Genomic DNA, 25696 nt, shown 5'->3' on the forward strand with positions numbered 1-25696 from the left:
GGATCGCCTACGGGATGACGCAGACCGGCCGCTGGGCTCGGCGGGCGAGGCGGCCGGCGACGGAGCCGAAGATGCGGCCGGCGATGCCGTGGGTGGAGCCCACGACGATGGCGTCGGCCTCGTACTCGCGGCCGACCTCCTCCAGCTCGTGGCAGATGTCGCCGCCGCGCTCGACCAGGATCCACGGCACCTCGGAGAGGTAGTCCGCGCAGGCCAGCTCCAGGCCCAGGACCTCGGTGCGGTGGTCGGGGACGTCCACGAAGACGGGGGGCTCGCAGCCGGCCCAGACGGTGGTGGGCAGCCGGTTCGCCACATGGACGATGATCAGTCCGGAGCCGGACCGCCGGGCCATGCCGATGGCGTACGCGAGCGCGCGCTCGCTGGAGGTCGAGCCGTCGAAGCCGACGACCACCCCGTGCTGGAAGGCGGGGTCGCAGGAGTGGCGTGTCTGGTCCGCCGCCAGGGGGTCGGCCGGGGAGTCGGCGACCTGCCTGCGGTCCGCGGGTTCAGGGATTTCGTGACCGGCCATCGGTGTCTCGGCGAAGAAGGTCCTCTTGGGAAGGATCAACGGTTGGCGAGGGAGCTGTGTCCGGGAATCATCTTCCCAACCCCATACCCCCAAGGGTACGGCGCCACTCCTCCGCTGCCCAGTGCCCGCCACCCTGCCCGCGGCGGTCACACGGCGTTCCAGGGAGCATGCACGAGCCCGTCCCGGATGGCAATGCCGGATGCCCCTTACAGCGGTCCCCGCCGGCCGGTGCGCCGCCCCCGCCGCCCGCCTCCCGGCGGCACACATGCCGCTGATGCCGCTTTCCGGGCAGAACGGCCGTCCCGGCGGGGTTCCCGGCCCCCGCCGCACCCACCTCCCCCACGCGCCCCCCACACGGTGCGCACGGCGCACACACGCCCCGCGCACATCCCGGGCACGCCCCGGCCCCGCTCGCCAATCATGCCGACCGGCCGGTACTCGCCCCTCGGGGTTGCGCCCGCGCCCGCGTCCCGGCTCGGGCGCGCCGGCGCGCCGCGCACCCCGGCGCGCCCGTCCGGAGGCACCCGGCAGTGACCCGGGCCGCCGGTCGTCGTTGGCCACTCGGCCCGACCCGGTCGTACCGCAGTCCGCAGCCCCCAGGGAGCCCCCGTGCCCGCACGCCCGCCCGCCCCCGCCCCCTCGTCCGCCTCCGAGTCGGCGAGCGACGTGGTGCGCTGGGCGGCCTTCAGCTGCGCCTTGGTGCCGGTGGTCCTCCTTGTGTACGGGACGTCCGTCGGCGGCGCGGCGGGCACCGCCTTCGGGCTGGCCGCCGTGACCGCGGCGTGCCGGGTGCTGCTGCGCCGCTCCGAGCGGGTGGCCGAGGACGCCCGGCGGCAGGCGTCCCCGCACCGCGGCCGGCACTCGCGGACCGGCGCCGGGGCGCACCGGGGGACCCGGTACGGGGCGGGGTGCGCGTCAGGAGACTGACGGGTTCGCACGCCTGCACCCATAGGTTTTCAGCCAACTTCCGCCTCATGGCGAATCCTTGCCAGAATGGCCTGCCAACCCCCTTGTCACCAGGCGGGAAAGGACTGAGGGGGTGCCGCGCACCCTACGCGGATGGGCCATGCGCGTGAGGCGCACTTCCCTGCGCGGCCCGCGAGTGGAACGCTTCGTGATCGAATGCTTCGCGCCAAGTTGCCTTGTCGACATAGTGCCGGATCCGGAACTTGTCACTCCGGCGCCACGGGACGCAGTAGATTCGATCATGACTACCGAAGACTGGGGACTCGTGCAAAACCGAGGGGAAACGTGCAGGAGCGACAGGACCTAGGAGACGCGAACACCGAGGGGGGCTTAGCGTCATGAGCCAGGACTCCGCCGCACCGGAGACCGGACGCAAACTGTCCGGACGGCGCCGCCGCGAGGTCGTCGCAGTACTGCTGTTCAGCGGCGGCCCCATCTTCGAGAGCTCCATCCCACTCTCGGTGTTCGGGATTGACCGCCAGGACGCCGGAGTTCCGCGCTACAGGCTGCTCGTCTGCGCGGGCGAGGACGGACCGCTGCGGACCACCGGCGGGCTCGAACTGACGGCGCCGTACGGCCTGGAGGCCATCAGCAGGGCCGGCACCGTCGTCGTGCCGGCCTGGCGGTCGATCACCTCGCCGCCACCGGCCGAGGCGCTCGACGCGCTGCGCCGGGCGCACGAGGAGGGCGCCCGCATCGTCGGGCTGTGCACCGGCGCGTTCGTGCTGGCCGCCGCCGGGTTACTGGACGGGCGGCCCGCCACCACGCACTGGATGTACGCGCCGACGCTCGCCAAGCGCTACCCGTCGGTCCACGTGGACCCGCGGGAGCTGTTCGTCGACGACGGCGACGTGCTCACCTCCGCGGGCACGGCGGCCGGGATCGACCTCTGCCTGCACATCGTGCGCACCGACCACGGCACCGAGGCGGCCGGGGCGCTCGCCCGCCGGCTCGTGGTGCCGCCCCGGCGCAGCGGTGGCCAGGAGCGCTACCTCGACCGCTCGCTGCCGGAGGAGATCGGCGCCGACCCGCTCGCCGAGGTGGTCGCCTGGGCGCTGGAGCACCTCCACGAGCAGTTCGACGTGGAGACGCTGGCGGCCAGGGCGTACATGAGCAGGCGGACCTTCGACCGCCGGTTCCGCTCGCTGACCGGGTCCGCCCCGCTCCAGTGGCTGATCACCCAGCGGGTGCTCCAGGCCCAGCGGCTGCTGGAGACGTCCGACTACTCGGTGGACGAGGTCGCCGGGCGCTGCGGCTTCCGCTCGCCGGTGGCGCTGCGCGGGCACTTCCGCCGCCAGCTCGGCTCGTCGCCCGCGGCGTACCGGGCCGCCTACCGGGCCCGGCGCCCCCAGGGCGACACGGCGGGGCCCCCGGGCCCGGTGTCCGGCCCGCCGGCCCTGATGGATTCCGTGGTCCCGGCGCAGCTGCCGGGCGCACGCCGGGCCGCGGCCGCCTCCTCGGCGGCGGGCCCCACGGCGACGGCCGCCGCGCCGCCCGAGCACGGCAGGCAGCACGCGGACGCCTTCAGCGGCGGCCGGGCGGCCCTCCCGGGACAGCGCAGCGCCCCCTAGGGGCGGTGCGGCACCCGCGTACCGGCTCACAGGGGCGGTCGCCGGGGGCGCGCGACGGCGCGCCCCCCTCGGCGGCCGCCCCTCTAAGGTAGGACGCATGAACGATCGCATGGTGTGGATCGACTGCGAGATGACCGGGCTCTCGCTGACGGACGACGCACTCATCGAGGTGGCCGCGCTGGTCACCGACTCGGAACTGAACGTACTCGGGCAGGGCGTGGACATCGTGGTCCGCCCGCCGGACGCGGCCCTGGAGACCATGCCCGACGTGGTGCGCCAGATGCACACCGCATCCGGCCTGCTCGACGAGCTGGCGAACGGCACCACCCTGGCCGACGCCGAGGAGCAGGTGCTCGCGTATGTACGCGAACACGTCAAGGAGCCGGGCAAGGCGCCCCTGTGCGGGAACTCGGTCTCCACCGACCGCGGCTTCCTGCTGCGGGACATGCCGACACTGGAGGAGTACCTCCACTACCGGATCGTCGATGTCTCCTCGGTCAAGGAGCTGGCCCGCCGCTGGTACCCGAGGGCGTACTTCAACAGTCCGGAGAAGGCCGGCAACCACCGGGCGCTCGCCGACATCCGCGAGTCGATCGCGGAGCTGCGCTACTACCGCGAGGCGGTCTTCGTCCCGCAGCCCGGCCCGGACTCCGACACCGCCAGGCGCATCGCCGCGCGCCACGTCCTGCCCGACTGACCCCCCGCTCCCCCGCCCCGCCGAAAGGCGGGAGCGAGCACCCTCTCGGACCCTGTACACTTTTTCTCGGCCGGTCGGGAAGAAGACCGGTCGTGGTGGGTATAGCTCAGCTGGTAGAGCACCTGGTTGTGGTCCAGGATGTCGCGGGTTCGAGTCCCGTTACTCACCCTGAAGGATCGAGGGCCGGCCCGTGCGAACGGGCCGGCCCTCGATCGTTTGGCGTACGCCCCGCACCCCGCCTCATGTCGACGCGCGCGGGATCAGGCGGGTGGGGAGCACCACCCGGTGCGGTTCCGGGGCCGTGCCGGCGATCTGCTGGAGCAGGACGCGGGCGGTCCGGCGGCCCATCTCCTCGATCGGCTGGCGCACACTCGTCAGCGGCGGGTCCATCAGGCGGGCGATCGCGGAGTCGTCGACGCCGACCAGCGCCACGTCCTCGGGGACCCGGCGGCCCGCCTCGCGCAGGACGCCCCGCGCGCCCGCCGCCATCACGTCGGAGGCGGCGAACACCGCGTCCAGGTCGGGGCGGCGGTCCAGCAGCTCGCGCATCGCGCGGCGCCCGCCCGCCTCGGTGAAGTCCGCGACGGCGACCAGCCGTTCGTCGGCGGGCAGCCCGGCCGCCTCGACGCCCTGCCGGTAGCCGTCGAGGCGGCAGCGCGCCGCGTAGAGGTCCAGCGGCCCGGTGATGGTCGCGATCCGGCGCCGGCCGCGGCCGGTGAGGTGCTCCACCGCCGACCGGCCCGCGCCCACGTTGTCGGAGTCCACGTGGGGCACCGGCTCGCGGGCCGAGCGGCGCCCGCCCAGCACGGCGGGCAGCCCCCGTTCCCGTACGAGATCGGGCAGCGGGTCGTCGGCGCGCACGGACACCAGCAGTACGCCGTCCACGCGCTGGGCGGACAGGTACTGCTCGAACCGCTGCCGCTCCCTGCCGTCGCGGATCAGCGTCAGCAGCAACTGCACGTCGGCGTCGCCCAGTTCGGCGCCCACGCCCCGGACGATGTCGAGGAAGTACGGCTCGGCGAACAGCCGCGCCTCGGGCTCCGGGATCACCAGCGCCACCGCACCGGTGCGCGCGCCGGCCAGCGCGCGGGCGGCGCGGTCGGGGACGTAGCCCAGCTCGTCGACCGCCCGGCCGACCGCCTCCCTGGCCCGGTCGCTGACCCGGGGCGAGCCGTTGATCACCCGGGACACCGTGCCGCGCCCCACCCCCGCCAGGGCCGCGACCTCCTCCAGCGTGGGCCTGCCGGTCCGCCGTCCGCTCACCGCCGTCGCCCTCCTCGCACCGCCGCGCCCCACGGGCAGCGGGGCAGGGACACACCGTAGAGGGTGGCCGCCGCCCCCGGCGAGGGTGCCGGGGTGGAGCGGGGCGCCGGGGGACGGCGTGGCCCGGCGCGGCGCGCGCCCGCCGGCGTACAGAATCGGGGCATGCGCGTACACATCCGCCGCTTACGGGCGCGGGCGCTGGCGCTCGCCACCGCCGCGCTCCTCGGGACCCTGCCGGTGGCCGGCTGCGCCGGGGGCGGCGACCCGGCCGGCCGGACCGTGCTGACGGTGGGCCTGTTCGGGACGTTCGGGTACGCGGAGGCCGGGCTGTACGACGCGTACATGCGGCTGCATCCGGACGTCGTCGTCCGGCAGACGTCCATCCAGCGCAACGAGAACTACTACCCGCAGCTCCTCACCCACCTCGTCAGTGACAGCGGCCTCGCGGACGTCCAGGCGGTCGAGGCCATCAACATCGCCGAGGTGACCGCCACCCAGGCGGACCGGCTGGTGGACCTGGGCCGGGCGCCGGGGGTGCGGCGGGCGGACTTCCTGCCGTGGAAGTGGGCCCAGGGCACCACCCGCGACGGCCGCACCGTCGGCCTGGGCACCGACATCGGGCCGCAGGCCGTCTGCTACCGCAAGGACCTGTTCGCGCGGGCCGGGCTGCCCACCGGCCGGGACGCGGTGGGCCGGCTGTGGGCGGGCGACTGGCGGGCGTACCTGGCGGCCGGCCGGCGCTACCGGGACCGGGCCCCGGCGGGCACGGCGTTCACGGACTCCGCCTCCGGCGTCCTGTCGGCCGTCACCGGCAGCAGCGCGCGGCGGTTCTACGACGAGGACGGCACCGTCGTCTATAAGACCAACCCGGCCGTCCGGGCCGCCTGGGACCTCGCCGCGTCCTTCGCCACCGAGGGGCTGACCGCCCGGCTCCAGCAGTTCACCCCAGCGTGGGACCAGGCGTTCGCGCGCGGCACGTTCGCCACCGTCGCCTGCCCCGCCTGGATGCTCGGCCACATCGAGGACAAGGCGGGCCCGGCGGCGGCCGACCGCTGGGACGTGGCCGCCGCGCCCCGGCCCGCGAACTGGGGCGGCTCCTTCCTCGTCGTACCGAGGTCCGGGAGGCACCCGGAGGCGGCGGCCCGGCTGGCGGCCTGGCTGACGGCACCCGCGCAGCAGGCGAAGCTGTTCCAGCGGCGCGGCAGCTTCCCCAGCGCGTCCGCCGCCCACACGCTCCCGGCGGTCGCCGGCGCCCGGCACCCCTACTTCGGCGACGCGCCGATCGGCCGCATCTACAGCCGGGCCGCCCGGGGCGTACCGGTGACGGTCCTCGGCCCGAAGGACCTGCTCATCGCGCAGAACCTGGCCGACATCGGGATGCTCCAGGTCGACCAGAAGGGGCGGCGGCCCGAGGACGGCTGGGCGGCGGCGGTCCGGACCATCGACAACGCGCTGGACGTGTGAGCCATGACCACCGGCACCACGCTCACCCCGCCCGGCGCGCCCGCTCCCCCGCCCGGGCCGCCGTCCGCCGCCCGCCCGGAGACCGGCCGCCCGCGGCGGGCCCGGCGGCGCGGACGGTGGGTCCCGTACGCGTATGTGGCGCCGTTCTTCGTCCTGTTCGCCGCCTTCGGGCTCGTCCCGCTCCTCTACACCGGCTGGGCGTCGCTGCACCGCGTGGAGCTGACCGCGCCCGCCGACATGGAGTGGGTGGGGCTGCGGAACTACTCCCGGCTGCTGGCCGACCCGTTCTTCTGGAACGCCCTGCGCAACACGGCCGTCATCGGCGTCCTCTCCACCGTCCCGCAGCTGCTGACGGCCCTGGCCATCGCGCATCTGCTGCACCACCGGCTGCGCGGCTCGACCTTCTTCCGGGTCGTCGCCCTCACCCCGTACGCCACCTCCGTCGCCGCCGCCACGCTGGTCTTCGCGCTGCTCTTCGGCCGGGACCACGGCTTCGTCAACTGGGCGCTGGGGCTGGCGGGTGCGGGCCCGGTCGACTGGCAGAACGGCAGCTGGGCCTCCCGGATCGCGGTGTCCGCCATCGTCGTGTGGCGCTGGACCGGCTACAACGCCCTCATCTACCTCGCCGCCCTCCAGGCCGTGCCCGGGGAGCTGTACGAGTCGGCGGCGCTGGACGGCGCCTCGCGGTGGCGGCAGTTCGTCCATGTCACCGTGCCGGCGCTGCGCCCGACGATCCTCTTCACCTGTGTGGTGTCGGCGATCGGCGCCACCCAGCTGTTCGGCGAGCCGCTGCTGTTCAACGGCAGCGCGGGCGCCACCGGCGGCTCGGAGCACCAGTTCCAGACGCTGGGGCTCTATCTGTACGAGCAGGGGTGGGTCAACCTCCACCTGGGGCGCGCCTCGGCGATCGCCTGGGCGATGTTCCTGCTCCTGCTGCTGCTCGGGGCGCTGGTGGCGCTGGCCGACACCCACCGGGGACGTGCGAGGCGGAGGAGGGCGCGATGACCGGGCGTGCGGCGGGAGGGGCGGCGTACGGAGCGCTGGGGCTGCTCACCGCGGTGTCGCTGTTCCCGCTGGTGTGGACGGCGGTCGCGGCGTCCGGGACCGGCGGCCGGCTGGCGCGCACCCCGCCGCCGCTGTGGTTCGGCGACCGGCTGCCGGAGAACCTGGCGGTCGCCTGGACGGACGCCAACATGGGCCTGGCGCTGCTCAACACGGCGTTCGTGGCGGGCACGGTCGCGGCGGGCACCGTGCTGTTCTCCACGCTCGCCGGGTTCGCCTTCGCCAAGCTCCGCTTCCGTTTCCGGGGCGCGCTGCTGCTGGTGGTGGTCGGCACGATGATGGTGCCGCCGCAGCTGAGCGTGGTGCCGCTGTTCATGCTGGTGGCGGAGCTGTCGTGGACGGACCGGCTCCAGGCGGTGGTGCTGCCGGCGCTGGTCAGCGGCTTCGGGGTGTTCTTCATGCGCCAGTACCTGGTGCGGGCGCTGCCGTCGGAGCTGGTCGAGGCGGCCCGGGTGGACGGGGCGGGCGCCCTGCGGGTGGTGTGGCACGTGGTGTTCCCGGTCGCCCGCCCGGCGATGGCGGTGCTGGCGATGCTGACGTTCGTCATGTCCTGGAACGACTTCTTCTGGCCGGTGATCGCCCTCACCCAGGACAACCCCACGGTGCAGGTGGCGCTGACCGGTCTGGGCCGCGGTTACGTTCCCGACCAGGCGGTCATCATGGCGGGCGCGCTGTTGGGGACGCTGCCGCTGCTGCTGGTGTTCGTGGTGTTCGGCCGGCAGATCGTCGGCGGGATCATGCAGGGCGCCGTGAAGGGCTGAGCGGTGCGCGAGGGGGTGCGCTCCGGCCGGGTGGGGGGGTGGGACCCGGCCGGAGCGCTCGGGGGGTGGCGCGGGGGTGGCTACCGGTAGGCGGCGAACGCCTTGGTGAAGGCCAGCGGCTGCTGGAGGATCGAACTGCAGGTGGCGTCGGCGTGGCCGGCCGCGCCGCCCGGGCACTGCTTGTCGCGCGTGGCGGACCACATCGACAGCCGGCCGAGGCCCTTGGACCGCGCGAAGGCGACCAGTTCGGTGGCGTCGTCGACGGTGAAGATTTCCGTGGTGACGTCGTTGACGCCGATCATCGGGGTGACGGCCACGGTCTTCCAGGCCGCCGCGTCCGAGAGTCCGAGCACGCCCTTGAGCTGCGCCTGGGTGGCGGTCGCGGCCTGGACGGCGTACTGCCCCATGTCGCCGCTGTAGGCGGGGCCGTAGTCCATGGCCATGATGTTGACGGCGCCGATCCGTACGCCGTTCTTCCGGGCGTCCGCGAGGAGGTCGACGCCCGGCTGGGTCAGCCCCTCGGGCATCACGGGCAGGGTGAAGGAGACGTCCAGGCCGGGGTGGGTCTTCTGGAGCCGGGCGATGGCCTGGGCGCGGCGGGTGTTGGCGGCGGTGTCGGGGAGCGCCGCGCCCTCGATGTCGAAGTCGGCCTTGGTGAGCCCGTACTGGTCGATCACCGTGCCGTACGCGGCGGCGAGGGCGTCGGCGGTGGGGCAGTTGAGCGCCAGTTCGTGGCCGGCGGCGCCGCCGAAGGAGACCCGGACGTCGCCGCCCCGGGCGCGCAGGGCGCCGATCTGGGCGGCCACCTTGTCGTCGGTGAGGCCGGTGATGCCGCCCCAGAGCGGGGCGCAGGAGCCGCCGGAGGTGATGAAGGCGAGGGTGAACTCCTTCACCCCGGTCCGGGTGGCGGTGTCGAGCAGGTCGTACGCGGGGTGGAGCGAGGTGTCGACGTAGGGGGCGAACCTCGCGCCGGCGGACCCGGGTGCCGGAGTGGTGGGGGCGGGGGTGCCGGTGGGCGCCGGAGTGCCGGTGGGGGCGGGGGTGCCGGTGGGCCCGCCCGTCGGCCGCGTGGCGGTCGGCGTGGGCGTGGGCTCCGGGCGGTCGGTGGGCCGCCCGGAGGGGCTCGGGGTGGCGCCGGGCGCGGCGGAGCAGGCCGCCCCGTCGATCAGGCACCCGGCCGGGTCGCCCGCGGCCCCGGCCGCGCTGGTCACGAAGCCGACCGTCACGGAGGCGCCGGGGGCGAGCCGGGCGTTCCAGGCGGTGGGCCGCACGGTGACGTGCCGCCCGTCGACGGTGTGTTCGCCGTTCCACAGGGAGCCGATCCGGGTGCCGGCGGGCAGGTCGAACTCCAGCGTCCAGCCCGTGCGGGCGCGGTCGGTGTCATTGGTGACGACGTACTGGCCGGTGTACCCGCCGTCCCAGGAGCTGGTCCGGGTGTACGCGGCGGCCGCGCCGGCCGCCTGGGCGGTGCCGGTGAGCGCGACGGCCGCGCCGCCGGCCAGCGCCGCCGCGAGGACGGCGCCGATCGCCTTGTTCCTGCCGCTCGCGGTGCGCCGGTGTGCGGCCCGGCCGGCCGTGCCCTCGGTGGTGCCCATCGTGCCTGCCTCGCTGTGGTGGGGGGTGGGGTGCGGCAGCACGCTAGCGGGCCCGAACCGGACAAAAGTCCGCTACGGGGCGGGCGTTGGGGATCTTAGGTTCCGCTTAAGGAAGGCATGGGCGGCGGTTAATGTCGGGCCGTCCGGGGCCGGCCGCCGACGGGCGCCGCCTCAGGCCGCCGCCCGGCGCCGCCGGCTCACCCCGCGGCCGCGCCGCCGCCCCCGGGCCGCGCCGCCGCGCCCGCCCAGGCCGATCCAGACGCGTACCTCCGTACCGCCGAGGACGGAGTGGCCGATGCGGACGTCGCCGCCGGTCGACTCGGCGACCCGCCGCACGATGTCCAGCCCCAGCCCCGTCGAGCCGTCCCGCGCCCCGCTGTTGCCGCGCGCCAGGGCGGCGTCCGGGTCGGCGATGCCGGGCCCCGCGTCCGAGACCAGCACGATGACCGCGTCCTCGCCGTTGTGGACGTCCACCGAGAAGGCGGTGCCCTCCGGGGTGTGGCGGAAGACGTTGCCGAGCAGCGCGTCCAGCGCGGCGACCAGTTCCGGGCGGGCGACCGGGATGCGGACGGGCCGGTCCACCCCGGCGAGCCGCACCTTGCGGCCCTCGTCCTCGGCGAGCGCCGACCAGAACTCCATGCGCTCCCGTACGACTTCGGAGGCGTCGCACCCGGCGCCCGGGCCGGCCGCCCGGGTCTGCGGCTTGGCCTCACGAGCCGTGCGGATGATGGTGTCGACCTCCCGCTCCAGCTGCTCCACGGCCGCCCGGGTCTGCTCGGCGGCCGGGCCCTCTCCGAGCGAGGCGGCGTTGAGGCGCAGCACGGTCAGCGGGGTGCGCAGCCGGTGGGAGAGGTCGGCGGCCAGTTCGCGCTCGTTGGCGAGGAGCTGGACGACCTGGTCGGCCATGGAGTTGAAGGCGACGGCGGCGGACTTCAGCTCCGCCGGCCCGTCCTCGGGGACGCGGGCGCCGAGGTGGCCCTCGCCGAGGTCGTGGGCGGCGCGGGCGAGCCGCCGGGCGGGCTGCACCATGCGCAGGCCGAGCCGGTCGGCGACCGCGACGGACCCGACGACCAGGGCGAGGCCCACCCCGGCGAGGACCAGCCAGGCGGTGGTGAGGCCGTTGGTGACCTCGTCCTCGGGGACGTACACCTCGACGATGGCGATCTGGCCGGTGCTGATGGCGGTCGGCTGGAGCAGCGCGTAGCCGCCGGGCACCTCGGTGGTCGAGGCGCGCGGGACGCGCCGTACGGTGTCGAGGTCCTCGCCGGTGGCCCGGCCCCGGCCGATCTCCATGGCCCGGCCGCCCTCTCCGGGCGGGGCCGGGACGTGCACGGCGAGCCGCCCGGCGGCCCCGGCCTGGGTGGAGGCGACGGCCCGGTCGAGCTGGGCGCGGTCGGTGGTGATGGACAGGGAGGTGCCGATCGCGGCGGCCTGCCGCTCGGCGTTGGTGAAGGCCCGGTCGCGGGCCATCTCCTTGATGACGAGCCCCAGCGGTACGGCGAACGCCACCACGACCATCACCGTGACGGCCAGCGCCACCTTGACGAGCGCCCACCTCACCGGGGGCCGCCCGTCCCCGCGCCCGCGGCCGCGCCGGTCACCGCGGCGGCTCCAGCTTGACGCCGACGCCCCGCAGGGTGTGCAGGTAGCGCGGGCTGGCGGCGGTCTCGCCCAGCTTGCGGCGCAGCCACGACAGGTGGACGTCGATGGTCTGGTCGTCGCCGTACGACTGCTGCCACACCTCGGCGAGCAGCTCCTTGCGCGGGACGACCACCCCGGGCCGGGCGGCCAGGAAGGCCAGCAGATCGAACTCACGGCGGGTCAGGTCCAGCCGGGCGCCGTCCAGCTCCGCCCGGCGCCGCAGCGGGTCGACGGTGAGGCCGCCGACGCGCAGGACGCCGCCGGCCGGCGCCTCCCCGGCGGCGGCCCGCGCGCGGCGCAGCACGGCGGCCATCCGCGCGGAGAGGTGCTCCACGGAGAACGGCTTGGTGAGGTAGTCGTCGGCGCCGTCGTTGAGGAGCCGGACGATCTCGGCCTCGTCGTCCCGCGCGGTGGCGATGATCACGGGTACGTCGGTGATGCCGCGCAGCATCTTCAGCGCCTCGGAGCCGTCCAGGTCGGGCAGTCCGAGGTCCAGGATGACGACGTCGAAGCGGATGTGGGCGACCTCGCGCAGCGCCTCCAGGGCCGTGCCGACGCTCCGTACGGTGTGGGAGGCCTCGGTCAGGTGCCGGATGAGGGCGGAGCGCACGAACTGGTCGTCCTCGACCACGAGCACACTTGCCATGGGCGGCACCGTACGCCATGCGGCGGAATGAGGGGGACCGGTGTTGACCTCTGGGGCGGGTGGTGCAGGATGGCCCGGATGCGTAGAGGACTGGTCCATGCCCTGGCGTGGTCGCTCGCCACGGGCGCGGCGGTCACGCTGTCGTGGTGGGGCGTGCACACGGTGATGGCGGGGACGGCGTACGACCCGCCGCGCGCGCTGCCGATCACCGCCGACCGCCCCGCGGACCGGCCCGCGGCGAAGCCCCCGGGCCCGCCTCCCCGGGCCTCCTCGACCCACCGCCCCGAGCCGTCCCGGACGCCTTCCGCCGTGCCCTCCCGGAAGCCCACGCCCTCGTCCCCTCCCCCGGCCGCGAGCCGCCGGCCGCCGGCCGAGCCGGAGCGCCCGTCGCCGTCCGGCGGCGGCACGCCCCCGGTGGGCGGGGGCGAGGTGAAGAGCTACACGGTGGACGGCGGCCGGGTCGCCTTCGACATCGGGGAGGCGTCGGCGGAGCTGGTGTCGGCGACCCCGGCGGCGGGCTGGCAGATGCAGGTGTGGAAGCAGCCGACGTACATCCGGGTCACCTTCAGCCGGGACGGCAAGGAGATCGACGTGTTCTGCACCTGGCACGACCACGCGCCGATGGTCCAGATCGACGAGCGCTGAGCCCCGCGCCCGGGGACGGGCGCCGCGTCAGGCGAACGCGGAGGCGGGCGGCGCGGGCGAGTCCTTGGCGCTCGCGTCGGTGACGGCGACCGCCCCTCCGGTGAAGTCGGCCAGCTCCCGCCCGTGCGCCAGCCGCCCGGGGTGCGGGTCGGTCGCCACCCGGCGGGTCAGCTCGGCGACCGGCAGCGGCACGGCGGAGGCGAGGAGTACGGCGTTGCCGAAGCGGCGGCCCCGCAGCACGGCCGGGTCGGCGGCGAGCGCCAGCTCGGGGAAGACGGCCGCGGCGGTGGCGATCTGGCCGCGCAGATGGGCCAGCGGCGGCCCGTCGGCGAGGTTGGCGGCGTAGTGCCCGCCGGGGGCGAGGACGCGCCGCACCTCGGTGAGGAACTCCGTGCTGGTGAGGTGCGCGGGGGTGCGGGCGCCGCTGAAGACGTCGGCGACGACCAGGTCGGCCCAGCCGTCCGGCAGCCGGCCGAGCCCGGCGCGGGCGTCGGCGCCCCGGATCCGGACCCGGGCGGACGGGTCGAGCGGCAGGGCGCGGCGCACCAGCTCGACCAGGGGCGCGTCGACCTCGACGACCTGCTGGGTGGAGCGGGGCCGGGTCGCGGCGACGTACCGGGCGAGGGTGAGGGCGCCGCCGCCGAGGTGGACCGCCTTCAGGGGCCGGCCGGGCGGGGCGGCGAGGTCGATCGCGTGCCCGAGCCGCCGCTGGTACGCGAAGGAGAGCCGGGCCGGGTCGTCCAGGTCCACGTGGGACTGGGGCGCCCCGTCGATGAGCAGCGTCCAGGCCCGGGGCCGCTCCGGGTCGGGTATCAGCTCGGCGACCCCGCCGGCCACGGTCTCGGTCACCGCCTCGGCCGCCGGGCCGCGTGCGCGCCGCTTGTTCCTCGCCATCCGCCCATTATCGGCCCCGCCGGGCGAGCGCCCTGCCGGGCGGGCGCCCCGCCGGGCGGCGGGGTCAGCGGCAGTTGTCGGCGGCCTCGATCAGGCGGGCGGCCTCGCCGAGCGCCTCGCGCAGGACGACCGGGTCGGTGACCGGGCCGGTGTCGGCCGGGGGCAGCAGCCAGCCGGTGCCGGTGACGGGGGGTTCGGGCTGTGCGCCGGGCAGCGGCGGGACGCGCAGACCGCGCCCGGAGGTGCGGGTGCACGCGCTGCCCGGCATGTCCCAGCCGGCGGCGGTGCCGGGCGGCACCAGGAAGCCGAGGGTGTCGCACGGCCCGTCGTGGAGCACCGGCCCCACCAGCGGGGCGCCGCCCCGGCGGAGGATGTCCACCGCCTCGAGCCCCTGCCGGACCGGGACGGTGACCAGGTCGCACGGCTCGCACACGCCGGGCGGGGCTCCGGCCTCCGGCGCCGGCCAGTGCGGCGCGGTGATCGACGACGTACCGCCGGGCTGCGATTCCACCTGCATGCCGACCTCCAACAAGGCTTCCCCTCCTCGCTCGAGTCCCCGTGCGGACAGACGCGTCGCGTCTCTCCGCATGGTTCAACGCCCGTGCGCGTCAACGGCTACGGCGGCTCGCCGCCGCAAAGGATGGCATTTCATGGCGGATCGCGGGTGAGTTATCCCGTTTGTAGCCAAACAGCGGGTAGCCATTCCGTCACAGCAGGTACGTTTTGCTCCGCCGGAACCAACGGCGGTACGGGTACGCGGGAGAGGGCTCGGCCATGGCGACGTCACGGGCGGTTCCCAACCTCGCCTTCCGCGGCCTGCGCGGGTCGCGCTCCCCGGGGGAGTTCGCGGCCGCCGTCCGCCGCGCCGCCCGGGAGATCGGCGAACAGGTCGCGTGCGACGCCCGCTACATCGGGCGTGTGGAGTCGGGCGAGATCCGCTGCCCCAACTACGCGTACGAGCGGGTGTTCCTGCACATGTTCCCCGGGCTCTGTCTGACCGACCTCGGGTTCACCGCCCGGGAGCAGGTCCGCGGGCGGGGGGCGCGGGCCGCCGCCGCACCGGCGCCACAGCACACCATCCGGAACGATGAGGAGAGCGACGTGCTGCGTCGCGCATTCATGACGGGCGGCACCGCCACCGCGGCCGCCGTCTCGCTCGGTCTCGGCGCCACCGTCCCCACACCCCGCGCGGGCGGCAGGTTCGGCGAGACCGAGGTGGCCGCCGTGGAGGAGGCCGTACGCCGGATCCGCCTGCTCGACGACCGGCACGGCGCGGACCGGCTGTACCGGCAGGCGACCGAACCGCTGCGGACCGCGTACGCCCTGCTCGACTCCGGGACGGCGGCCCGCCGTTCGACGACCGACCGGATGCACGCGGGCGCCGGCGAGCTGTCCCTGTCGGTGGGGTGGCTGGCCCACGACTCGGGCCGGTGGGAGGACGCCCGCTCGCACTACGCCGAGGCCCTCGCCACCGCGCGCGTGGCGGGCGATTCCGCCCTGGAGGCGCACGCCTTCTCCAACACGTCCTTCCTGGCCCGGGACGGCGGCCGGCACCGGGAGGCGGTCCGGGCCGCGCAGGCCGGGCAGCGCGCGGCCCGGCACCTGTCCTCGCCGCGCCTGCTGGCCCTGCTGACGCTCCGTGAGGCGGGCGGCTGGGCCGGCCTGGGCGACCGCACGGCGTGCGAGGAGGCCCTGGGCCGGGCGCACACCCTGTTCGGGCACGGACCGGGCGACGCGGACCCGGAGTGGATGTCCTTCTTCGGCGAACCGGAGCTGGAGGCGCTGGAGTCCCAGTGCTGGTCGGCCCTCGGCGACTGGCCGCGCGCCGCCCGGCACGCGCGCCGGGCCGCCCTCCTCCAGGACCCGCACTTCACCCGCAACCTCGCCCTGTACCGCGCCCACCTGGCGGCCGACCTGGCCCGCGCGGGCCGCCCCGACGAGGCGGCGGCCAACGCCGGGCTGGTCCTGGACCTGCTGGACGAGGTCCACTCCAGCCGCATCCGCGCCCTGCTCGCCCGCACCGCGCGCCTGCTCGCCCCCCACGCGCGCGAGGCGGCGGTGGCGGACTTCCTGGACCGCAGGACGGCCCTGGTCACGGCGTGACGGGTGACGCGTGGCGGGCCGCCTCGGGCGGGGCTCAGCCCTCCAGGTGGCCGGTGTCGTTCCAGCGCTCCAGCGCCGGGGCGCCGTAGGCCCAGCCCAGGGCGGACAGGCTGGTGGGGTCGAGGCGGATGCGGGCCGCGAAGGAGACCGGCTCGCCCAGCCAGCGGGCGGCGATCGAGCGCAGGATGTGGCCGTGGGCGAAGACCAGGACGTCGCGGTCGGCCGAGCGGGCCCAGGCGACGATCCGGTCGGCGCGGTCGGACAGCTGCGCCAGGGTTTCGCCCTCGGGGACGCCGTCGCGCCAGATGAACCAGTCCGGGCGGCCCGCCTTGATCTCGGCCGGCGTCATGCCCTCGTACGCGCCGTAGTCCCACTCCATCAGCGCGTCCCAGGGCTCCGCGCGGTCCCCGAAACCGGCCAGCTCGCAGGTCTCGCGCGCCCGCACCAGCGGGCTGGTGCGCACCTCGACCCCGTCCAGGCCGTCCCAGGGCGCCCGGTGGAGCCGCTCGCCGAGCAGCTTCGCGCCCCGGCGCCCCTCCTCGAGCAGCGGTATGTCCGTCCTGCCGGTGTGCTTGCCCAGCAGCGACCATTCGGTCTGACCGTGCCGGGCGAGCAGGATCCGCGGTGCCATGAGGGGCTCTCCTGTGGGTCTCGCCGTAGGTGCCCTTCCATCATCACCCACGGGGCCGCGGGGCCACCAAGCGGGCGGTACCGGCCACGATTGTCAGTGGCGGATGCGAGACTTCCGCGGGTGAGCGAATCCCAGGGCAGCGGACCGGCTCGGCCTCCGCAGACGACACTGAGGCAGCGGCTCGCCGAGCTGCGCGGCCCCGCCACGCCGCCGCACCCGCTGGACGCCCGCGCACTGGCGGCGCTGGCCGCCAACCCGGGCTGCCGGCGCCGGGCCCTGCTGGACGGCGCGGGGGTCGACAAGGCCGCGCTGGCGTCGGCGCTGGGCTCCCCGTCGGGGTACGGACAGTCGCAGTTCGCCATCGCCCGGGGCCACGCCTTCGAGGCCAAGGTCAAGGCCGGCGGCGGCGCGGAGCTGATCCGGCTGCTGGGCGTGGCCGAGCCGGCGGACGTCCTCGTCCCCGACCTGGCGGCGGCCGGTCCGCAGGGCCGCGCGGCGCGCACCGCGCTGGCGCTGCGCGAGGCGACGGCGGCCGGGGCGTGGTCGCTGCTGGACCACCCGATGCTCGCCCTGGAGGCGGGCGGTTCGCCGGTGTTCCTGGAGCCGGACGCGGTGGTGGTCGGCCCGGACGGGCGGTGGACGGTCGTCGAGATCAAGTCCTTCCCGATGATCGACGGCGCGGCGGACGCGGCAAAGGTCGGCGCGGCGGCCCGGCAGGCCGCGGTGTACGTGCTGGCGCTGGAGCGGGTCGCGGCGGTGACCCCCGGCGCCGCGGTGGCGCACTCGGTGCTGCTGGTGTGCCCCCGGGACTTCTCCAACCACCCGGCCGGGTCGCTGGTCGACGTGCGCAAGCAGCTGTCGGTCACCCGCCGCCAGCTGGCCCGGCTGACCCGGGTCGAGGACATCGCGGACGCCCTGCCGGAGGGGGTCTCCTTCGACGTGGCGGCGTGCTCGGCGGGTGAGCTGACCGCCGCCGTGGACGCGGTCCCCCACGCGTACGCCCCCGACTGCCTGGCCGCCTGCGAGCTGGCGTTCCACTGCCGCGACCGGGCCCGGGAGGCGGGCGCGGTGGAGGCGCTGGGCCGGTCGGTCCGGGGTGAGCTGGGCGGGCTGACCACGGTCGGCGCGGTGCTGGCCGCCGCGCGCGGGGAGGCCGGCGACCCGGACGACCCGGCGGTGGCCGCGCTGCGGCGGGCGGCGGCGCTGCGGGCGGAGTCGCTGGAGGCGGTGGGCGCGTGTCGCTGATCTCCACGCTCGCCCGGCTGGAGGCGGTCGAGTCGGGCCGCGCCCAGCCGCTGGCCACGGTGCGGCACCGGCATGTGTCGGAGCGGCCCCTCGTCCTCGTACCGCTGACGACCGCCGGTGAGGCGGGCGCGCCGCTGGGGGCGCTGGTCGGCACCGACCGGGAGCGGCCGAGGCTGCTGGTGGTGCCGCAGCCGCGCGACCGGGACCTGCGGTTCACGTTCCTGGCGGACCTGGCGGAGGCGGTCCTGCCGTACGTCGAGGGGTACGCGGACGACGTCGAGGCCGCCGAGCGCGCCGAGACCGACCCGGAGACCGGCAAGAAGGTCAAGGTCGAGGTGGAGCTGTGCGCGGACGCCCCGCAGCTGGTCGTGCCGAGCCGCGCGGGCGTGGAGTACGTCCGGCTGCTGGGGCGGTCGATGCGGTTCCGGCGCACCGCCGAGCAGGACCCGGAGACGCCGTTCCCGGCGCCGCCGCGCGTGCCGCTGCTGGGCCGGTGGCTGACGCACTACGGGGAGCGGGCCCGGGTGCCCGGCTCGTCCCTGCTGCTGGCGGCGACCGACCTGCTGAACCGGCACTGGGCGACCGGCCAGTCGTCGCTGGAGGACCAGCACCTGGGCGCCCTCCTGGCGTGGGTCGACCCGCCGGAGGGCGACACGGGCGCGGAGGCGGCGCTCCGCGCGGAGCTGGCGCGGGACCGGGACGGGCAGCTGCTGTGCCCGCCGGCCGGCCCGGCGACCGACCCGGCGTTCGACAACCGGCTGCTCGCGCCCGCGATCGAGCGGTACGACCGGGCGCGGCAGGCGCTGGCGTCCGCCGAGGACGGGGAGGCGGCCGACGAGCGGCTGGGCGAGCTGCACCGGGCCGAGCGGGAGGTCCGCCGGCTGCTGCTGAGCCGGCTGGAGCCGACCTGGCACGCCGTGTGGCGGGCGCTGGACCTGGTGCGGGAGCTGCCGCCGGGTGCGCGGGTGGCCGACCGGTGGACCCGCGACCGCTGGTCGTTCACCGGCCACCGCGACCGGGTGCGGGCGGGCGAGCCGCCGCAGCCGCGCCGGGACGACGCGGTGACGGCGGCGAACAAGCTGGCCGCGCGGGAGAGCGCCCAGACGCAGCTGGAGGCCCAGGAGGCGCTGGACGACCCGCTGGTGATGGCCGGGCGGCGGCTGACGGGCGAGGCGTTCACGGCCGAGGTGACCGACGTGGTGATGGCCTTCTCGGAGTCGAAGCGGCCGTCGCCGCGCCCGCTGCTGACCGTGCGCACCGACGACCGGCCGCACCTGGGCGAGGGCGTGAAGGTGTACCGCTCGCTGGACGGCAAGCCGCAGACGGCGCGGTTCGTGCGGTACGAGGAGGACGGCTCGGCGGTGCTGCGGCTGCTGGACCGGATGGGGCGCGGCAAGGAGCCGGCGGAGGGTTCGGTGCCGGAGAAGGGCGACCGGCTGGTGTGGACGCTGTTCGAGCACGACCAGCGGGTGGGCCCCAAGCTCCCGGACCCGGAGCGGACGCCGTGGACGCACGGCGGCCCCCCGCGCGCCGACGCCGCCGAGAGCCCCGACCCCGTGACCCCGGAGGACCTGCTGTGACGTCCGTCCCGTTCGATCCGTCCGCCGAGGCCGCCGGCGCGACCCGGCGCATCCTCGACGACACGCTGCACGGGGAGGCGCGGGGCGTGGTCGTGGACTCGCCGCCCGGTGCGGGCAAGTCCACGCTGGTGGTGCGCGCCGCGCTGGAGCTCGCGGCGGCGGGCCGCCCGCTGATGGTCGTCGCCCAGACGAACGCGCAGGTGGACGATCTGGTGCTGCGGCTGGCCGAGAAGGAGCCGGAGCTGCCGGTGGGGCGGCTGCACAGCAATGACGCGGACCCGTACGACAAGGCGCTCGACGACCTGGGGAACGTACGGAAGTCGGCGAAGGCGGCGGACCTCGCCGGGCTGGACGTGGTGATCTCCACGGCCGCGAAGTGGGCGCATGTGAAGGGCGTCGAGCCGTGGGGCCACGCCATCGTCGACGAGGCGTACCAGATGCGGTCGGACGCGCTGCTGGCGGTGGCGGGGCTGTTCGAGCGGGCGCTGTTCGTGGGCGACCCGGGGCAGCTGGACCCGTTCAGCGTGGTCGGCGCGGAGCAGTGGGCGGGCCTCGCGTACGACCCGTCGGCGAGCGCGGTGTCGACGCTGCTGGCGCACAATCCGGAGCTGCCGCAGCACCGGCTGCCGGTCTCCTGGCGGCTGCCCGCCTCGGCGGCGCCGCTGGTGTCGGACGCCTTCTACCCGTACACGCCGTTCCGCAGCGGGACGGGCCCGGGCGACCGGCGGCTGTCGTTCGGGGTGCCGTCGGACGGTTCGGGCCCGGACCGGGTGCTGGACGAGGCGGCGGAGTCGGGCTGGGGCCTGCTGGAGCTGCCGCCCCGGCACACCCCCCGCACGGACCCGGAGGCGGTCCGGGCGGTGGCGCTGGTGGTGCGGCGGCTGCTGGACCGGGGCGGGGCGGCGGTCTCGGAGCGGTCGCCGGACCCGGTGCCGCTCACCCCGGACCGGGTCGCCGTCGGCACGGCCCACCGCGACCAGGCGGCGGCGGTACGGGCCGCGCTCGCCGGGCTGGGGGTCGCGGGCGTCACGGTGGACACGGCGAACCGGCTCCAGGGCCGGGAGTACGACGTGACGGTGGTCCTCCACCCCCTGTCGGGCCGCCCCGACGCGACGGCGTTCCACCTGGAGACGGGCCGCCTGTGCGTCCTGGCCTCCCGCCACCGCCACGCGTGCGTGGTGGTCTGCCGCGCGGGCGTCACCGGCCTGCTGGACGAGCACCCCTCCACGGAGCCGGTGCAGCTGGGCGTGACGGTGAAGTTCCCGGACGGCTGGGAGGCCAACCACGCGGTCCTCTCCCACCTCGCCGAACACCGCGTCCCCTGGACCCCCTGACCGGCCGCCCGCGGAACGGTCCGCACGCCGCGCCGCCGTCCCCTGGACCCCCTGACCGGCCTCCGGGGGCGTACTTGCGCGGGGCGGGAGAATGGAGGGTGGTCCATCACGACGGGGGGCGTCCCCGCGGGTGGGGGAAGCGCGTCGTGCGAAGAGGAGACGTTCATGGCGGGAACCGAGCGGAGCGAGCAGCGGCGGCTGAGGCCGGCGCCTCTGCTCTTCGAGCCGGCGGAGGCCGCCTCCGACCCCGAGCACTTCTTCGACCTGGAGTCGATGGAGGACCCCCGGGAGCTGCTCGCCCGGTCCACCGAGCTGGCGCTGGCCTTCCGGGCGGCCACCGACCGGGCGGTGGAGTTCCAGGCGCTGGCCGCCGCGCAGCTCGCCGACCCCCGGCGGTTCGACCGGCTGACGGCCGGGGACATCGCCGAGCGCGCGGAGTGGACCGAGGACTACGCCAAGAAGATGATCGAGTTCGGGCGGGACCTGCTGCGCGGCGGCGGCCGCCCGACCGACGGGTAACCGGCTGGCATATGACCGGGGCGGGCGCACGATACTCCTCCCCGTCCCACCCTGTCCCGGTTTCCGTCAACTCCCCGAAACCGGCCCGTCACCGGCGGTAGATCTGACTGCCATGAGCGCTTGGCTGCGAAACGAATCCGCCCATGATCACGCCACCGAGGTCACGGCGGCCGGAGCCGACTGGCTGACGTCGGCGGCGGCGTACCCGCGGTCGACCCTCGCCCTCTGGGAGACCCGGCCGACCGTGCCGGCGGTGCTCCCCTGCGGGGTGGTCTTCGACGTGGTGAGCGTGGAGTCCGTCTTCGGGCGCCGGATGCTCGACCGGCTGTGGGGCGAGGGCCCCGGCTCGGGCCCCGTCGCCGTGCACCGGGGGCGCATGCTGCTGTTCACCGCCCCCGGCACGGCGCACCGGCTGCCGTCGCTGCTGCGCTGGGAAGAGTGGGGCGACGCCGTGCCGCCGCCGCTCTGCCACGGCGCCGGCGACGCGATCACCGTCCCGCCGCTGACCCCGGGGAGCACGGCCGAGGGCTCCGCCGTGCCGCGCTGGCTGGTCGCGCCGGACACCCGGCACCCCTGGCTGCCGGGGCCGGAAGTGGTCCTGTGGGCCTGTGTCCGGGCGGCCCGGGCGGGCACCGCGGCGGGGGTGCGGGTTTCGATTTTTCCTCCCGCCGACCAGGGTGCTAAGGTCTACGACGTCAGCAGGCGCCGCTAGCTCAGTTGGTTAGAGCAGCTGACTCTTAATCAGCGGGTCCGGGGTTCGAGTCCCTGGCGGCGCACAGACGGAGAAAGGCCCCTCGCGCGAGCGGGGGGCCTTTCTCGTACGCCCTACGGGACGGTGACCCGCACCGTCCACGAGCCCGTCGGCGTCCGGTCCGCGACCTCGACCCGGGCCCCCTCCCCCGGCACCGTGAAGGTCTCCCCCTCCCGCAGGGGCGCGTCGGCGAGCGGCGGGTACACGGAGCGGTCCCAGCAGGCATGCGTGCTCGGGTGGGTGTCGATCACCTCGACGGGGCCGGCGCCCGACACCGCGTCCGTCCGCACCCGGTAGATCAGGACGCCCTCGGTGCAGGTGCCGTGGTCGTTGCCGGTCGCACCGCGCGCCTCGATCGCCAGCGCGGTGTTGCCGCCGGTCCGGACGACCGCGAGGCGGGTGCCGACCGAGGTGCCCCTCGGGGGCGCGGCGGCGAGCGGCTCCAGGGTGAACCGGCTGCCGCCCCGTCCGCTGACGCACCGCACCTCGCGCCGGTCCAGCCAGCCCAGCTTCCACTTGTGCCAGCCGAAGAGTTCGGGCGCCAGGGCGAACTGGCTGCCCATCACGTCCCAGTCACCCACATGGGTGTCCCAGTCGCCCTTGCCGTCCATCGGCCGGTGGTAGAGGTCCGGCAGGTCGAACACGTGCCCGGTCTCATGGGCCAGGACGTTGCGGTCCGGCGGGTGGCGCTCGAAGACGGTGACGACCCGCTTGATGGCGGTGCCGTCGGCGTACAGGGGGGTGCTGAAGTTGACGACCTTGGTGGCGTCGGAGTCCACGCCCGGCGCGTCCGGATCGGCGACCAGGTAGACGATGTCGTACCGGGAGAAGTCGACGTGCGGGTCGGCCGCCGCGAGCGCGTCGCGCAGATAGGCGGCCCGGTCCTCCGGCTCCCAGTCGCGCCGTATGGCGTAGGCGGTGGAGGGGCGGGGCATGGCGATCCAGTCGCGGCGCGGGTGCGGGCGCAGGGTGAACTTCCCGTAGGAGGCCCGCTGGAAGAACTGGCTGGTGGCGGGGAAGTAGTCGGCGGTGAGGACGTCCGGCGCGGTCACCGGGCGCGAGTCGGGGAACGACAGGAACACCATCAGGGCGTCGAGCCGCCGCTCGGGCCGGGGATAGGCGGAGTTCCAGGTGTCCAGGCCCAGCGAGTGGTGCGCGTCGGTGCGCGGCAGGGCGCACGGACCGGCGGCGGACGCGGCGCTCGCGGGGCCGGCGACGAGGCCGGTGGCGGCCAGCGAGAGAAGGGCGAAGAGACCGGCGGCGGCGGAGCGCAGGCTCCGGCGTTCCACTCCGTCGGGTGTCTGCTGACCCTCCACGTCGACCTCCGGTGCGGCTTACGGGACGTCTCACCACCCTGTGGTGATTTGTGGTGATACGTCCTGTTCCGCTGCCCCACACGGGTGAGGGGCCGACGCGCCGCACCGGTCCGGGAAGTTCACCGTCTGTCACATCCGGTCATGGCAGGACGGTGCCGTGGCACACCCGTGCAGAAACGATCGGCCCGACAGGAGGGGCCGGTTCCTCCCATCAACCCCACCCGCCTCACGCGGCGACGGCGCTGGAACGGCCGCCGCGAGAGCCTCTATGATCGGCACACTTTCCCTGGCCGACCCATCCCGACCACATCCGTGCGTCACAACTGCCTTGCGGGAGCGAGCCGTGAACGGAACCTCCGAAGGACCGGGAGCTGCGGCAGTCTCACCGACCGGAACCGCCCCGCGGCCGGTCACAGAGAGTAGTGAAACTGTCGGCGAGCCGCGCCCCTCGGCAGCCGTCGCCCGGGAGGTCTACGCCCCGGCCGACTACCGGGCCGCCTTCAACGCCGCCCACATCGCCATGGCCGTCGTGGACCCCGAGGGGCTGGTGGTGACCGCCAACGAGTCGCTCGCCGCGCTCCTCGGCACCAACACCGCCTCCCTGCGCGAGCAGGCCGCCGCCGACCTGGTGGACCTCGCCTCCGACAGCCGCACCTGGCACGCGTACCGCGAGGTCCTGCGCGGCCGCCGCTCCCGCTTCCGCTGCACCCGCCGGCTCAAACACCCCGACGGCCGCTCCCTGTGGGCCGAGGTGACCGTCGCCCCGGTCACGGCCGGCCGGGGCGTCCTGCTCTCGATCGTGGACATCAGCGACCGGCGCCAGCTCCAGGCCCGGCTGCGGCACCTCCAGATGCACGACCCGGTGACCCGCCTGCCCAACCGCACCCTGTTCTTCGAGCGCCTGACCTCCGCGCTGGAGAACTCCTCGTACGACGACGGCGGCACCGGCCGCATCGGGCTCTGCTACCTCGACCTCGACGGGTTCAAGGCGGTCAACGACACCCTCGGCCACCGCGTCGGCGACCGGCTGCTGGCCGCCGTCGCCGGCCGCCTCACCGAGTGCGCCGACAGCGACGGCTTCACCCGCGGCGGCGGGCACCTGGTGGCCCGCCTCGGCGGGGACGAGTTCGCCATCCTGGTGGAGGACTCCACCGGCACCGAGCAGCTCGCCGACCTCGCCAGGACCGTCCTGGCCGCCGTCCAGATGCCGTTCGACCTCGCCGGCCAGCGCCTCTCGGTCTCCGCCTCCATCGGCGTCGTCGAGCGCACCGCCGCCGGCACCACCGTCAACGGCCTGATGCAGGCCGCCGACACCACGCTGTACTGGGCCAAGGCCGACGGCAAGGCCCGCTGGACGCTGTTCGACCCGGAGCGCAACGCCCACCGGATGACCCGCCAGTCGCTCTCCTCCACCCTGCGCCCGGCCGTCGAGCGGGGCGAGTTCGCCCTGGAGTACCAGCCGCTGGTGGGCATGGCCGACGGGACCGTACGCGGGGTCGAGGCCCTGGTGCGGTGGAACCACCCCCAGTTCGGCACGCTCGCGCCGAATCGGTTCATCGGCATCGCGGAGGAGGACGGCTCCATCGTCCAGCTGGGCCGCTGGGTGCTGCGTACCGCCTGCCGCCAGGCCAGACGCTGGCAGCTCGACCACCCCGGCGAGCGACCGCTGTTCGTCAGCGTCAACGTCGCGGTACGCCAGGTCTGGGACTCCGACCTCGTCGCGGACGTCGCCGAGATCCTCGCCGAGACGGGCCTGGCCCCGCACCTGCTCCAGCTGGAGCTGACCGAGTCGGCCGTCATGGGCTCGGCCGGCCGCCCCCTCCAGGCCCTCCAGGCGCTCAGCGACATGGGCGTACGGATCGCCATCGACGACTTCGGCACCGGCTACTCGAACCTGGCCTACCTCAGCCGGCTGCCCGTCAAGGTGCTGAAGCTGGACGGCTCCTTCGTGCGGGGGTTCCAGGACGAGGAGCACCCCAACCCGGCGGACGAGGTGATCGTCGAGGCGCTGGTCCAGCTCGCGCACCGGCTGGGGCTGACCGTCACGGCGGAGTGCGTGGAGACGTCCGGCCAGGCGGCCCGGCTGCGGCGGATCGGCTGCGACACGGGGCAGGGGTGGCTGTACTCGCGGGCGGTGGCGCCGGACAGGATCGCGGAGCTGATCGCAGCGGACTGACCACCGGCCCGCAGTCGGCGACGCGCCGGGGTGGGGCCGTGCCCCTCGACCCACCGGCCCGCAGTCGGCGTACCACCGGGGTGGGGCCGTGCAGGGTCGCCCCCGCAGCGGATCGGCGGCGTCGCACGGTCACCCGACCGGTCGGGTGACCCGCCGACCGCGAGGAGGCGAGCCCGGAGGGGCCCCGCCCCCCACCCACCGGCACCGCCCCGCGGCGAACCCCAGGAACAGGCACCGTCCCGGTGGGCACCCCGTTGTGCCCACCCGTCCCGCCCTGCGGGACGTTTGCCCACAACGGAGCGGGGTG

At 75.5% G+C, this 25696-nt stretch carries 23 protein-coding genes and 2 tRNA genes; 16 read left to right on the forward strand and 9 right to left on the reverse strand.

Annotated elements, in window-relative coordinates; genetic code table 11:
* Positions 1-7: 7 nt before the first annotated feature.
* Positions 8-529, reverse strand: a complete 522-nt coding sequence (locus ACF08D_RS10435; RefSeq protein WP_392222143.1) for a universal stress protein — start codon at positions 527-529, stop codon at positions 8-10.
* Positions 530-1138: 609 nt separating this feature from the next.
* Between ACF08D_RS10435 and ACF08D_RS10440 the strand changes: the two genes are divergently transcribed.
* The 4 genes from ACF08D_RS10440 to ACF08D_RS10455 all read left to right on the forward strand — a co-directional run bounded on the left by ACF08D_RS10440 (position 1139) and on the right by ACF08D_RS10455 (position 3931).
* Positions 1139-1456 carry a hypothetical protein gene (locus tag ACF08D_RS10440; protein ID WP_392222144.1) on the forward strand — a complete coding sequence of 106 codons (318 nt, stop codon included), beginning with the start codon at positions 1139-1141 and terminating at the stop codon, positions 1454-1456.
* A 377-nt stretch (positions 1457-1833) separates the two neighbouring features.
* A complete protein-coding gene (locus tag ACF08D_RS10445) occupies positions 1834-3066 on the forward strand; it encodes a helix-turn-helix domain-containing protein (RefSeq protein WP_392222145.1) in 1233 nt (410 codons plus the stop codon).
* A gap of 97 nt (positions 3067-3163) precedes the next feature.
* Positions 3164-3763: an oligoribonuclease gene (gene orn / locus ACF08D_RS10450; RefSeq protein ID WP_392222146.1), complete on the forward strand. Its 600-nt coding sequence runs from the start codon at positions 3164-3166 to the stop codon at positions 3761-3763.
* 95 nt (positions 3764-3858) lie between these two features.
* Positions 3859-3931: transfer RNA gene (locus tag ACF08D_RS10455), tRNA-His, on the forward strand.
* A gap of 72 nt (positions 3932-4003) precedes the next feature.
* Here ACF08D_RS10455 and ACF08D_RS10460 read toward each other — a convergent pair.
* The gene (locus ACF08D_RS10460; protein ID WP_392222147.1) at positions 4004-5026 is read right to left on the reverse strand and encodes a LacI family DNA-binding transcriptional regulator; all 1023 of its coding nucleotides are present in this window, start codon (positions 5024-5026) and stop codon (positions 4004-4006) included.
* Between the two features lie 162 nt (positions 5027-5188).
* Between ACF08D_RS10460 and ACF08D_RS10465 the strand changes: the two genes are divergently transcribed.
* The 3 genes from ACF08D_RS10465 to ACF08D_RS10475 are packed head-to-tail and all read left to right on the forward strand — an operon-like array spanning position 5189 to position 8313.
* Entirely contained in the window at positions 5189-6490 is a 1302-nt protein-coding gene (locus tag ACF08D_RS10465) for an ABC transporter substrate-binding protein (RefSeq protein ID WP_392222148.1), read from the forward strand.
* 3 nt (positions 6491-6493) lie between these two features.
* Positions 6494-7495, forward strand: coding sequence for a carbohydrate ABC transporter permease (locus ACF08D_RS10470; protein WP_392222149.1), 1002 nt, complete (start codon positions 6494-6496; stop codon positions 7493-7495).
* The gene (locus tag ACF08D_RS10475) at positions 7492-8313 is read left to right on the forward strand and encodes a carbohydrate ABC transporter permease (protein ID WP_392222150.1); all 822 of its coding nucleotides are present in this window, start codon (positions 7492-7494) and stop codon (positions 8311-8313) included. The genes ACF08D_RS10470 and ACF08D_RS10475 overlap by 4 nt, the downstream gene beginning before the upstream one ends.
* An 80-nt stretch (positions 8314-8393) precedes the next feature.
* Here the strand turns inward: ACF08D_RS10475 and ACF08D_RS10480 are convergent, their stop codons facing one another.
* The 3 genes from ACF08D_RS10480 to ACF08D_RS10490 all read right to left on the reverse strand — a co-directional run bounded on the left by ACF08D_RS10480 (position 8394) and on the right by ACF08D_RS10490 (position 12195).
* On the reverse strand, positions 8394-9908 hold the full coding sequence (locus ACF08D_RS10480) for a cellulose binding domain-containing protein (RefSeq protein ID WP_392222151.1): 1515 nt from the start codon (positions 9906-9908) through the stop codon (positions 8394-8396).
* 171 nt (positions 9909-10079) lie between these two features.
* Complete coding sequence (locus tag ACF08D_RS10485; protein ID WP_392222152.1) at positions 10080-11468, reverse strand: sensor histidine kinase; 1389 nt, start codon at positions 11466-11468, stop codon at positions 10080-10082.
* A gap of 37 nt (positions 11469-11505) precedes the next feature.
* Positions 11506-12195, reverse strand: coding sequence for a response regulator transcription factor (locus ACF08D_RS10490; protein WP_392222153.1), 690 nt, complete (start codon positions 12193-12195; stop codon positions 11506-11508).
* Between the two features lie 69 nt (positions 12196-12264).
* On the opposite strand from ACF08D_RS10490, the gene ACF08D_RS10495 reads away from it, so the two are divergent.
* Positions 12265-12840 (forward strand): hypothetical protein, encoded by a 576-nt coding sequence (locus tag ACF08D_RS10495; RefSeq protein WP_392222154.1) that lies wholly within the window; start codon positions 12265-12267, stop codon positions 12838-12840.
* Between the two features lie 27 nt (positions 12841-12867).
* Here ACF08D_RS10495 and ACF08D_RS10500 read toward each other — a convergent pair whose 3' ends face one another.
* Both ACF08D_RS10500 and ACF08D_RS10505 read right to left on the reverse strand, forming a co-directional pair.
* Entirely contained in the window at positions 12868-13734 is an 867-nt protein-coding gene (locus tag ACF08D_RS10500) for a spermidine synthase (RefSeq protein ID WP_392222155.1), read from the reverse strand.
* Positions 13735-13798: 64 nt separating this feature from the next.
* Positions 13799-14251: a hypothetical protein gene (locus ACF08D_RS10505; protein ID WP_392222156.1), complete on the reverse strand. Its 453-nt coding sequence runs from the start codon at positions 14249-14251 to the stop codon at positions 13799-13801.
* A gap of 257 nt (positions 14252-14508) precedes the next feature.
* Here ACF08D_RS10505 and ACF08D_RS10510 point away from each other — a divergent pair, with 257 nt between their 5' ends.
* Positions 14509-15837, forward strand: a complete 1329-nt coding sequence (locus ACF08D_RS10510) for a tetratricopeptide repeat protein (RefSeq protein WP_392222157.1) — start codon at positions 14509-14511, stop codon at positions 15835-15837.
* 34 nt (positions 15838-15871) lie between these two features.
* Here ACF08D_RS10510 and ACF08D_RS10515 read toward each other — a convergent pair whose 3' ends face one another.
* Positions 15872-16468: a histidine phosphatase family protein gene (locus ACF08D_RS10515; protein ID WP_392222158.1), complete on the reverse strand. Its 597-nt coding sequence runs from the start codon at positions 16466-16468 to the stop codon at positions 15872-15874.
* Positions 16469-16588: 120 nt separating this feature from the next.
* Between ACF08D_RS10515 and ACF08D_RS10520 the strand changes: the two genes are divergently transcribed.
* The 6 genes from ACF08D_RS10520 (at position 16589) to ACF08D_RS10545 (ending at position 21922) form a co-directional block, all read left to right on the forward strand.
* Positions 16589-17713, forward strand: a complete 1125-nt coding sequence (locus ACF08D_RS10520) for a hypothetical protein (RefSeq protein WP_392222159.1) — start codon at positions 16589-16591, stop codon at positions 17711-17713.
* Positions 17704-19293 (forward strand): hypothetical protein, encoded by a 1590-nt coding sequence (locus tag ACF08D_RS10525; RefSeq protein WP_392222160.1) that lies wholly within the window; start codon positions 17704-17706, stop codon positions 19291-19293. The genes ACF08D_RS10520 and ACF08D_RS10525 overlap by 10 nt, the downstream gene beginning before the upstream one ends.
* Positions 19290-20627 carry an AAA family ATPase gene (locus ACF08D_RS10530; protein WP_392222161.1) on the forward strand — a complete coding sequence of 446 codons (1338 nt, stop codon included), beginning with the start codon at positions 19290-19292 and terminating at the stop codon, positions 20625-20627. Before ACF08D_RS10525 ends, ACF08D_RS10530 begins: the two co-directional genes overlap by 4 nt.
* Positions 20628-20792: 165 nt before the next feature.
* On the forward strand, positions 20793-21146 hold the full coding sequence (locus ACF08D_RS10535) for a hypothetical protein (protein WP_392222162.1): 354 nt from the start codon (positions 20793-20795) through the stop codon (positions 21144-21146).
* Positions 21147-21258: 112 nt separating this feature from the next.
* Positions 21259-21858, forward strand: a complete 600-nt coding sequence (locus ACF08D_RS10540; protein WP_392222163.1) for a bifunctional DNA primase/polymerase — start codon at positions 21259-21261, stop codon at positions 21856-21858.
* Positions 21849-21922: transfer RNA gene (locus ACF08D_RS10545), tRNA-Lys, on the forward strand. The genes ACF08D_RS10540 and ACF08D_RS10545 overlap by 10 nt, the downstream gene beginning before the upstream one ends.
* Positions 21923-21971: 49 nt before the next feature.
* On the opposite strand, the gene ACF08D_RS10550 is transcribed toward ACF08D_RS10545, so the two are convergent.
* Positions 21972-23213, reverse strand: a complete 1242-nt coding sequence (locus ACF08D_RS10550) for a M6 family metalloprotease domain-containing protein (RefSeq protein WP_392222164.1) — start codon at positions 23211-23213, stop codon at positions 21972-21974.
* Between the two features lie 343 nt (positions 23214-23556).
* On the opposite strand from ACF08D_RS10550, the gene ACF08D_RS10555 reads away from it, so the two are divergent.
* Complete coding sequence (locus ACF08D_RS10555) at positions 23557-25389, forward strand: putative bifunctional diguanylate cyclase/phosphodiesterase (protein ID WP_392222165.1); 1833 nt, start codon at positions 23557-23559, stop codon at positions 25387-25389.
* Positions 25390-25696: the final 307 nt, after the last annotated feature.

Origin of the sequence: Streptomyces sp. NPDC015131 (assembly GCF_043079975.1) — a bacterium.
In the GTDB taxonomy this organism is placed as follows: Bacteria; Actinomycetota; Actinomycetes; order Streptomycetales; family Streptomycetaceae; genus Streptomyces.